Origin of the sequence: Thalassolituus sp. UBA2009 (genome assembly GCF_002335285.1) — a bacterium.
GTDB lineage: Bacteria > Pseudomonadota > Gammaproteobacteria > Pseudomonadales > Oceanobacteraceae > Venatoribacter > Venatoribacter alkanivorans.
The window spans coordinates 1-5021 of sequence record NZ_DDCJ01000126.1; the positions used below are offsets into that span (position 1 = coordinate 1).

The 5021-nt window shown below is 54.9% G+C and carries 5 protein-coding genes; all 5 read left to right on the forward strand.

What is annotated here, in order from left to right:
* The coding region (locus B3P58_RS15425; RefSeq protein ID WP_286718896.1) for an MATE family efflux transporter at positions 1–686 on the forward strand (686 nt) is incomplete at its 5' end.
* Positions 687–788: 102 nt separating this feature from the next.
* Complete coding sequence (mtgA, locus tag B3P58_RS15430; RefSeq protein WP_230332038.1) at positions 789–1619, forward strand: monofunctional biosynthetic peptidoglycan transglycosylase; 831 nt, start codon at positions 789–791, stop codon at positions 1617–1619.
* A 74-nt stretch (positions 1620–1693) separates the two neighbouring features.
* Positions 1694–2998, forward strand: a complete 1305-nt coding sequence (locus B3P58_RS15435) for an NAD(P)/FAD-dependent oxidoreductase (protein WP_286718898.1) — start codon at positions 1694–1696, stop codon at positions 2996–2998.
* Positions 2999–3110: 112 nt separating this feature from the next.
* Positions 3111–4403 carry a GGDEF domain-containing protein gene (locus B3P58_RS15440; RefSeq protein ID WP_230332036.1) on the forward strand — a complete coding sequence of 431 codons (1293 nt, stop codon included), beginning with the start codon at positions 3111–3113 and terminating at the stop codon, positions 4401–4403.
* 67 nt (positions 4404–4470) lie between these two features.
* Entirely contained in the window at positions 4471–4644 is a 174-nt protein-coding gene (locus tag B3P58_RS15445; protein ID WP_145468864.1) for a DUF1289 domain-containing protein, read from the forward strand.
* Positions 4645–5021: the final 377 nt, after the last annotated feature.

Genomic DNA, 5021 nt, shown 5'->3' on the forward strand with positions numbered 1-5021 from the left:
TGCGCCCGGTGAAGGCTCAGGTAAAAGAAATGCTGCAGATTGGCGTACCCATTGGCGTGGCGATTTTCTTTGAAGTCAGTCTGTTCTCCGTGATTGCCCTGTTCCTGACCGAACTGGGCCCGACCATTGTTGCCGGCCATCAGGTGGCGCTGAACCTGTCGTCGCTGACCTTTATGATCCCGCTCAGTCTGGGCATGGCCTTAACCGTACGCGTGGGCCACTGGCTGGGTTCCGGCCAGTATGTTCTGGCGCGGCGCACCGCCTGGATTGGCATCGGTCTGAATCTTGGAATTTCGATGTTTAACGCCAGCGTGATGGTGCTGTTTGCTGCCAGTATCGCCCGCCTCTACTCGCCAGACCCGGCCGTAGTCTCTACCGCCGCTGGTCTGCTGTTATTTGCCGCGGTGTTCCAGTTATCGGATGCGATCCAGGTCGCTGCAGCCGGTGCTCTGCGCGGGTATAAAGATACCGTCGCCGTGATGCTGATTACCTTTGTTGCTTACTGGCTGATCGGCCTGGGCCTTGGTTACTGGCTGGCGTTCAGTGAGCAAATGATGATGGGAGCCGAAGGCTTCTGGACCGGTCTGGTGGTCGGATTAAGCGCTGCCGCCGTCGCATTGGGCTATCGTTTGTACAGGATCAGTCATCGTCCGGATACGCAAACCGATACTCAGCCAGCCAGTTAAACAGACTCCCAGCCAGACACCGGGCCAGATATCCGGTCCGGCGGACTGAGGGCTTGCGGTTACGACATGACGACCTGAAATCCACCACACAGGAGCCGCAGGTTGTCTTATTCACTGAAGTACAGGCTTAGCTATTGGTTTAACTATCCACGCCGCTGGCTGAAACGTTTATTACTGCTGACCGGAGCCTTGTTCTGGCTGCTGCTGTTATCTTCTGTCGCCTGGCTCAACTGGCTGTTACAGGATGTGCCGGACGCTGCGCAGCTTAATATGAAGAATTTGCAGCAACAGGCCATCAACCGTACAGAGCAACGCCTTGAACAGGCCAGCGGCATTGATGTGATTACCCCGCAATGGCTGCCACTGGATGCCATCAGCCGCAATCTGGTATATGCCGTGGTACTGAGCGAGGATGCCGATTTTTTCAGCCATCAGGGCATCGATTATGACGCCCTCCTCGCCGCACTGGGCGAAAATATCAAACAGCGCGAATGGAAATACGGCGCCAGCACCATCAGCCAGCAGGCTACCAAGAACCTGTTTTTCGACGACCAGAAAACCCTGACGCGCAAATTTCAGGAACTGGTTGCTACCCGCCATCTGGAACAGGCGCTGAGCAAAAATCAGATTCTGGAGTTGTACCTGAATATGGCCGAATTCGGCCCCAACCTGTATGGCATCGCCGCTGCCAGCCATTACTATTTCCGCAAACCCGCCGCCGGGCTGAACGCTGCCGAAGGCGCTTTTCTCGCCCTGCTGCTGCCATCGCCACGGCGCTACCACTACACTCTGGTGCAAAACGGCAACTGGTCTCCGAGCCTGCGTAAAAAAATGCAGCGCATTCTGCGCGATATGCGCTTTAAGGATTACATCAGCAGCGAGCAGTACGACGACTTCCGCAGCTGGCGTTATGCGGGGCTGCCAGACGACTGAGCCTGACTGCAGTAATCCATAGCCAACATGATAAACTGCCGGTTTTTCTGCCCGCCCACACAGTCCGGATTACCATGAGCATCAGCATTTCATCTTCTGCCTCACCGCGCATTGCCGTGATCGGTGCCGGCCCTGCCGGTCTGATGGCCGCCGAACGCATAGCCCGCCAGGGTCTGGCCGTTGAGGTGTTTGATGCCATGCCCAGTGTGGCGCGCAAATTCCTGCTCGCCGGTGTCGGCGGTATGAACATTACCCACGCCGAAGATTACGCAGATTTTGTCAGCCGTTACGGCAACGCCAGCCACTGGCTGCGGCCGATGCTGGATGATTTTACCCCGGATAATCTGCGCAGCTGGATTCATGAGTTGGGCATCGAAACCTTTGTCGGTACCTCCAACCGCGTGTTCCCCAAAGATATGAAAGCCGCCCCGCTGTTACGCGCCTGGCTGCACCGTCTGCGCAGCCAAGGCGTCAGTATTCATCCGCGTCATCGCTGGCAGGGCTGGCAGATGGAAAACGGCAAACAAATCTGGCGTTTCAGCACGCCAGAGGGCGAAAAGCACCAGCAGTTCGATGCAGTGGTACTGGCCTTAGGCGGCGCCAGCTGGCCTCGTCTTGGCTCCGACGGTCAGTGGTACGAGCCTGCTGACACAACAGGGCGTCAGCATTGCACCGCTACTGCCCAGCAACTGTGGTTTCGAGTTGCCCTGGAGCGACTTTATCCGCGAGCGTTTTGGCGGCACGCCACTGAAAAACATTGCCTTATCGCTGACCGACATCCATGGCCAGCCAGTGGATGCCGTAAAGGCGAATTTATCGTCAGTCAGTACGGTATTGAAGGCAGTCTGGTGTATGCCCTGAGTGCCCCGCTGCGTGACCTGATGCTGAGCAAGCAATCAGAGAAGCAGCCAGGCAAACAATCAGACAAGCCGGCGCAACTCTGGCTCGACTGGCTGCCACAGAACAGCCATGAACAGATCATCAGTAAGCTGCAGCAACCGCGCAAAGGCATGAGCTTCGCCAATGTACTGCGCAAAAAACTGAACCTGCCAGCGATCACCAATGCATTACTGAAGGAGTGCTGCCCGGAGCTTGATCTGCACGATCATCAGGCCGTCGCCGGTGCATTAAAATCCATGCCACTGCCCTGCCCGACGTCCACACGCCCGCTCGCCGAAGCCATCAGCAGTGCCGGAGGTGTTACACAAAACGCCGTTAATGAAGATCTGATGCTGAGCGCCCTGCCCGGTGTCTTTGTTGCCGGGGAAATGCTCGACTGGGAAGCGCCGACCGGTGGATATTTATTAACGGCCTGTTTTGCCAGTGGAAAGCGTGCCGGTGATGGTGTCTGCAACTGGCTTGCCAGCCACAGCGAATAATGCGGAAAGATAACGCCGGGGCTTCTCTCCACAACAACCAATGCTAAAGTTTGAAGATAAAAGAGCGCAACCAACACAGCACGACACGACACCACAACACAGGACCCGTTGAATGGAAAACAGCTACAGCCATCTGGTGCATATTCAGAGTCACGACGAACTGCGCCTGTATGAGCTGATCCCCAATGTTGTCTGGATTTTTGATCTCGACCGTCACGGCTGGTGGTGGGGCAATCAGGCGGCCATTGATTTCTGGGGGCTGAAGACCGTCGACGAACTGATTAATAAAGATCTGTCCGGTGACACCCAGGGTGCCAAAGACCGCACCGCACAAACCTTCGAACTGGCGGCCCGTCAGGGGCTGACCATCGATCCCTGGACCACCTACCCTAACGGCAAGCCAAAAACCCTGCATATGATGCACCGCGCCGTGTTGCTCGGCCCGCAAAGACATCGGGGCATCATTGCCTATATCAACGAAGAAGTGAATCTGGGCGAAACACCGGAAAATCTGCTGCTGGTCGAAGCCATGCGTTACACCAATGTGCTGGTCACCAGCTTCACCTTTGACGGCGCCATGGTGATCGAAAACCCGGCAGCAACGGAGGCCTACAAACAGATTAATACAGCGGCACTGACGGATGGTATTACGGAATTTTCCGTACGTTTTGCCGACCCGGCAGAAGGCGCCCGTTGTCTGGAAAAAGCCATCGCCGAACGGGGCGGCCGCTGGACACACCGCATGCAAACCTCTGCCGGACTGCGCGACCATACGCTGGATATCCGCATTACCCGCCACCCGCTGAGTGGTGATTTTCTGATCCTGATGTCGGAATACGATGTTACCTCACTGCATAAAGCCCTGCAGGATGCCCGTGAGGCGCAGGAAAAACTGCAGCAGATGGCCTACTACGAAGCTCTGACCGGACTGCCGACCTTACATTTATTTCAGGATATGGCCCGCGCACAACTCACCCATGCCAAGCGGATGAAGGAAAAGCTTGCGGTCATGTTTATCGACCTCGACGGTTTTAAAAACGTCAACGACAGCTATGGCCACGAAACCGGCGATCAGGTACTGAAAGATGTGGCGCAGCGTCTGAAAGATAAACTGCGCGCTTCCGACCTGCTTGCCCGTTTTGGCGGCGATGAATTTGTCGCCCTGCAACTTGATGTAAAAAGCGCCGATGATGCCATCCTCTTTGCCGAAAAAATTATTAGCGTTCTGGCAGAGCCCATAGTGACCCAACAAGGCAATATTACAATCGGCGCCAGCGTGGGTATCGCCCTTTATCCGCAACATGGACAAGATCTGAAAACACTGATCAACAAGGCCGACAAAGCCATGTACCGGGTAAAGCATGCTGGCAAAAATGGTGTCCGGTTGGCCTCCGGCGATGAGTAATGACAGGAATCAAGCAAGGATCTGATAATACTAATTAAACAGGCCCCAACAGGCACAGGGAGGATTTATGCAAGACAGTGCTTCACCCTGCACCCGTAACTGTTGCCTTAATGATCAGGATATTTGTCTGGGCTGCTACCGTTCACTGCGTGAAATTCTTTTTTGGCAATCGGCCAGTGCGGAAGAAAAGCAGATGATTCTGCGCAATTGCGCAGAACGGAAACAGAAATCAGGAAAATAAAAAGACATTAAACCGAGAAAAGAGGCATAAAGGAAAAGCACCCTCTGATTATTCCACTGGCATTTTCGCATGGCCACTGCTGTCCCACAGCTTGGAGTGACATCGCGTCACTCCAAATTGCAGCATTAATCGACAACTGTTTTTCAACCTGAAACGCCTTTCCGGGGCAAGCCCCTGGCCCCCTGCAAGGAGAAGTATCTCCTTACGATCCTCTCTTTTCGGCGCGTCCGGCTTCATCCAGCCAACTGCAATGATTATGTGGCACGCAAAACAATTCGCCCCGGAACGACTCTTTTAAGTACCAACAATTTGTATCGTTCCGGGGCCGGGTTTTGCTCTGAAGGCCACAGAATCATCTGGTTGTCTGGCGCCGCACG

What these genes read in the sequence shown, in the direction of transcription:
- B3P58_RS15445 (WP_145468864.1), top strand. Translation starts at nt 4,471, where the DNA reads ATGCAAGACAGTGCTTCACCCTGCACCCGTAACTGTTGCCTTAATGAT.
- B3P58_RS15440 (WP_230332036.1), top strand. Translation starts at nt 3,111, where the DNA reads ATGGAAAACAGCTACAGCCATCTGGTGCATATTCAGAGTCACGACGAA.
- B3P58_RS15435 (WP_286718898.1), top strand. Translation starts at nt 1,694, where the DNA reads ATGAGCATCAGCATTTCATCTTCTGCCTCACCGCGCATTGCCGTGATC.